The sequence below is a fragment of the Salipiger sp. HF18 genome (assembly GCF_011806505.1).
In the GTDB taxonomy this organism is placed as follows: Bacteria; Pseudomonadota; Alphaproteobacteria; order Rhodobacterales; family Rhodobacteraceae; genus Salipiger; species Salipiger thiooxidans.
The window spans coordinates 1-4,602 of the sequence record NZ_JAATOS010000319.1; the positions used below are offsets into that span (position 1 = coordinate 1).

General features: G+C 71.0%; 1 protein-coding gene and 1 pseudogene. Both read right to left on the reverse strand.

The genetic code is table 11. The annotated features are described in order from the left end of the window. Positions 1-490: 490 nt before the first annotated feature. On the reverse strand, positions 491-3,832 hold the full coding sequence (locus tag HC022_RS19435; RefSeq protein WP_167453521.1) for an error-prone DNA polymerase: 3,342 nt from the start codon (positions 3,830-3,832) through the stop codon (positions 491-493). A 318-nt stretch (positions 3,833-4,150) separates the two neighbouring features. Next, positions 4,151-4,602, reverse strand: a pseudogene (locus HC022_RS19440) (DNA polymerase Y family protein); the annotation flags it as partial.

Here is a 4,602-nt window from a genome sequence, read left to right on the forward strand (position 1 = left end):
CCTTCGGATGTGGCCGGGATAAATCGAGAGGTTTGGAGGTCGCACCGCCATCCCGCGGGCCGGCGATGGCGGTGGGGCAGGGGCGCAGGTTTGGTGCCAGCGGGGAGGTGGTTTGCGGGGTGGCTTTGCGACCGGTTACGCGATGCGCGGCCCCGCGAGCGCTGCCTCGATGGGACGCTGGAAGACGGTGCTGGACAGCCGTGTTCGTCGACCAGGCCGCCTCTCGACGCGACCAGCCTTCACCACCCCGACAGGAGGCCACGAGTTTCGGCGTCGTTGCGCGTCAGAGGCAGAGCGCAGCACGCTTTCCGGAAGTCTGTGATTGGCAGGCTGCTGATAAGCGTCATCGAACGCCAGATTTCGCTGAGCTGATCGTGCTCTGGCGCGAGCGAAACCGTTCGGCTCCACGAGATTATGCCTGAGTGGGGGACCTGTGGACCTCGCCATTCGGAGCCGGAGTTTTCCAGCGGCCTGTCAGGACGCGCCCACATCAGTGGAAATCCCGGCTCGGGAACAGCCGCTTGGCCTGCTCGCGCGGGTGCCGGGCGCTGGGGGCGGGGCGTTGCGGGCGGGGGGCCTCGTCGGCGGCGGGGTTGGTGATGCCGATGGCGTCGTCCAGCGGGTGACCGAGCTCGCCCAGCCGCGAGGACAGGTCCTCGATCCGCTGCGCGATCAGGTGCACTACGATGCCCTCGCGCTGCAGATAGCCGCTCACCCGCAGCAGCCGCCCGCCCAGCACCTGCCGGCGGAAGCGCTCGTAGACCTTGGGCCAGACCACCACGTTCGACACGCCGGTCTCGTCCTCGAGCGTCATGAAGATCACCCCCGAGGCCGTGCCCGGCCGCTGCCGGGTGATCACCAGCCCGCAGACCGCGACATGCCCCAAGGGCGCGGTCACCAGCTCGGAATGCGGCAGGATGCCGTCGATGTCCGGGCGCAGCAGCTCCATCGGATGCGCCCGCAGCGACAGGCGCATGGCGACGTAGTCCTCGACCACCTCCTCGCCCAGGTGCATCGGCGGCAGCACCACGTCGGGCTCGCGCAGCCCCTCGCCGTCGAGCGGATCGGCGAAAAGCGGCAGCGGCGCCGGCGCCCGGATCGCCTTGACCTGCCAGAGCGCGTCGCGCCGGGTCAGCCCCATGCCGGCGAAGGCATCGGCCTCGGCCAGCCGTTCGAGCACCGAGGGCAGCAGCCCGGCCCGCAGCCACAGGCTCTCGGGGTCGGGGTAGCCGTTGCCGCGCGCCGCCGCGATCCAGCCCGCGTCCTCCTCGCGGAAGCCCTTGATCTGGCGGAACCCCAGCCGCAGCGCCAGCCGCCCGTCGGCGCGTCGCTCGAGCACGTTGTCCCACTGGCTGTGGTTGACGCAGATCGGCCGCACCTCGATGCCGTGCTCGCGCATGTCCCGCACGATCTGCGCCGGCGCGTAAAACCCCATGGGCTGCGAGTTCAGCAGCGCGCAGCCGAAGATCGCCGGGTGGTGGCACTTCAGCCAGGACGAGACATAGGTCAGCATGGCGAAGGCGGCGGCGTGGCTCTCGGGGAAGCCGTAATCGGCGAAACCCTCGATCTGGGTGAAGCAGCGCTGCGCGGCGTCCAGATCGTAGCCGTTGCGCAGCATGCCGCGGATGAACCGGTCGCGGTGCTCGCCGATGGTGCCCATGCGGCGGAAGGAGGCGAGCGAGCGGCGCAGCCGGTCGGCCTCTTCCGCGGTGTAGCCGGCGCCGACCACGGCGATCTGCATCGCCTGCTCCTGGAACAGCGGCGTGTCGAGGGTCTTGGCGGTGACCTCGTGCAGGGCGGGGCCAAAGGGCTCGGGCTTCTCCTGCTGCTGGCGGCGGCGGATGTAGGGCTGCACCATGCCGCCCTGGATCGGGCCGGGGCGCACGATGGCGACCTCGATCACCAGATCGTAGAAGGTCTTGGGCTGCATCCGCGGCAGGAAGTTCATCTGCGCCCGGCTCTCGACCTGGAACACCCCGACCGCGTCCGCCCGCTGCAGCATCCGGTAGGTGGCGCGATCCTCCTGCGGCACGCTGTCGAGCGTGTGCCTGATGCCTTCGTGGCTTTCCAGGAGGGCGAAGGACTTGCGGATGCAGGTCAGCATCCCGAGGCTGAGCACGTCGACCTTGAGGATGCCGAGCGCGTCGATGTCGTCCTTGTCCCACTCGATGACCGTGCGTCCCTCCATCGCGGCGTTCTCGATCGGGCAGAGCTCGTCCAGCCTGCCCGCGGTGATGATGAAGCCGCCCACGTGCTGGCTGAGGTGGCGGGGGAAGCCGATGATCTCGCCGATCAGCCCGATGGTCTGGGCGAGCCGCCGGTCCTGCGGATCGAGCCCCAGTTCGCGGATGCGCTCGGGGTCGGCGCCGCCATGGGCCTGCCCCCAGATCTGCCCCGAGAGCGCGGCGGTCACGTCCTGGCTCAGCCCCATGACCTTGCCCACCTCGCGGATCGCGGCGCGGGTGCGGAAATGAATCACCGTGGCGCAGAGCCCGGCGCGGTGGCGGCCGTATTTTTCGTAGATCCACTGGATCACCTCCTCGCGCCGCTCATGCTCGAAATCCACGTCGATGTCGGGCGGCTCGCCGCGGTAGCGCGAGATGAAGCGCTCGAAGACCATGCCGATGAGGTCGGGCGAGACGTCGGTGATGCCGAGCAGGTAGCACAGCACCGAGTTCGCCGCCGAACCGCGGCCCTGGCAGAGGATGCCGCGGCCGCGGGCGAAGGCCACGATGTCGTGCACGGTGAGGAAATAGGCGGCGAAGCCCAGCTCTCCGACCACGCGCAGCTCCTTGGACATCAGGATCTGCACCTTGTCGGGCACCCCTCCCGGGTAGCGCCGGGCGAGCCCCTCGTGGGCGAGCCGGGTCAGTCGCTGTTGCGGCGCCTCGTGGCCGTCGTGCTCGTCGGGGTAGTCGTAGCTGAGCTCGGAGAGGTCGAAGGCGCAGCGCGCGGCGATCTCGAGCGTGCGGCGCAAGGCGGCGGGGTGGCGGCGGTAGAGCCGCGCCATGTCCGGGGCGCCCTTGAGACGGCGCTCGGCATTGGGCTGGGCGCGGGTGCCGATGGCGTCGATGGTGCAGCCCTCGCGCAGGCAGGTGAGCACGTCCGCAAGCTGGCGCCGCGCGGCGCGGTGCATGAGCACGTCGCCCGCGGCCACCATGGGGGTGTTCATGCGCAGCGCGAGCTTCGCGCAGGCGTCGAACCAGGCCTGGTCCGACCCGTCGTAGCGCGGCGTGGCGCCGAGGAAGACGCTGCCGGGAAAGCGCCTTTGCAGCCGCTGCAGCGGGCGGGCGGCGCGGGCGAGGTCGCGGGTCGGCAGGGCGATGAGGATCATGCCCTTCGCGTGGGTCTCGAGATCGGCGAGGGTGAGCTCGCAGCGGCCCTTCTCGGCGCGGCGCTTGCCGAGGGTGAGCAGGCGCGACAGCCGCTCGTAGGCGGCGCGGTCAGTGGGCAGGGCGACCCATTCGACGGGATCGTCCATGAGCGCCAGCCGGGCGCCGGTGATGAGCCGGGGCAGGAGTTCCGCGGCCGGGATGGCGAGGTCCTGCGGCTGGCCCACCTCCTGTCGCGAGCAGGGATCGGTCTGGTGGCTCGATCGCACCCGCAGCGCCTCCTGCGCGTCCTCGCGCAGGGTCTTCAGCGCCGACCACGCGCGCACGACGCCCGCAAGCGTGTTGCGGTCGGTGATGGCGATGGCCGAGAGGCCGAGCTCGGTGGCGCGCAGGACCAGCTCCTCGGGGTGGGAGGCGCCGGTCAGGAAGGTGAAGTTCGAGGTGACGCAGAGCTCGGCATAGCCGGTGGGGAGGTCTGGAGGATCTGCGGATCGGGTCATGGTCTGGCTGGCGTGGCTGGGGGCGCTGCCCCCGTCCGCTGATGCGGACTCCCCCGGAGTTTGTTGGGCAAGATGAAGGGGGTGCGGTGGTGCGGGGCGGTCGGGTGTCGGGGCTTTGTTCGGGTGGCTGGCGTGGCAGGGGGCGCTGCCCCCGTCCGCTGATGCGGACTCCCCCGGAGTTTGTCGGGCAAGATGAAAGGGGGTGCAGTGGTGCGGGGGTGGTCGGGTGTCGGGCCTTTGTTGGGTGTGGGTGGTGGAGCGGTCGGGGTGGTTTGGGGATGGGGGTTTCCGGATCGGGTGTAGGAGGAGGGGGCGGGGTCAGGGGAATTCACCCTGCACGAACCAGCCGGGGGCCGCGGGGGTGTGGAAGAGCCAGAGGCGGCGGCCCTGTCCGGTTTCGATCCGCCAGTAGTCGCGGGTGCCGTGGCGCCAGCTCTCGTCCGGGAGCCACCATTCCGGGGCGATGCGTTCGGGGCCGGTGGCGCGGGCGGTGGCGAGCGTCATGGCGCGCCAGCGGAAGCGGGCGGGCGGGTGCGGGCCGCTGGCGGCGATGGGTTCCGGCGGGAACAGCCGCAGCGGGCGCGGGCGCGGGCTGCTCCAGCCGCTCTCCGGTGTGGAGAAGGCGGCGGCGGCGGCCGAGAAGCCGCGTTCGGGGATGTGGCTGTCGGCGGGCAGGTAGCGCAGCACGTTTTCGAGCCCGATGCGGGTGCCGATGCGCGTCACCAGGTCGTCGAGCGCCGGGCCGCCGGCGTTCACCGGCCCGCCGAGCT

Bases quoted from the DNA above. Each gene is read 5' to 3' on its own strand.
- HC022_RS19435 (WP_167453521.1), bottom strand. From the start codon at position 3,832: ATGACCCGATCCGCAGATCCTCCAGACCTCCCCACCGGCTATGCCGAG.